This is a genomic window from Monashia sp. HAY1-5C (assembly GCF_056755255.1).
On record NZ_JBPGXG010000582.1, the window covers coordinates 1 to 250 of the forward strand.

General features: G+C 71.6%; 1 pseudogene. It reads left to right on the plus strand.

Going from position 1 to position 250, the window contains the following annotated elements:
- Positions 1 to 250, plus strand: a pseudogene (locus ACR9ZK_RS22835) (phosphate ABC transporter permease PstA); the annotation flags it as partial.

The window sequence follows — 250 nt, forward strand, 5'->3', positions numbered from 1 at the left end:
GTTCCTCCTCGTCGGCGCCGCGGCGGGCACCGAGTTCCCGATCGCCGGCTGGCTCGTCGTCGGCGCCGTTCTCTACCTCGCGCTCATCTACGTGCTGTCGCGCATCGTCGAGGGGGCCCGCCGCGCGTTCGACCGCTTCGTGACGGGCATCGTCTCGTGCGCGTTCGCGATCGCCATGGTCCCGCTCGTCTCCGTCGCCGTCACGGTGATCGGCCGCGGCCTCGCCCGCTTCGACGGCACCTTCTTCTCC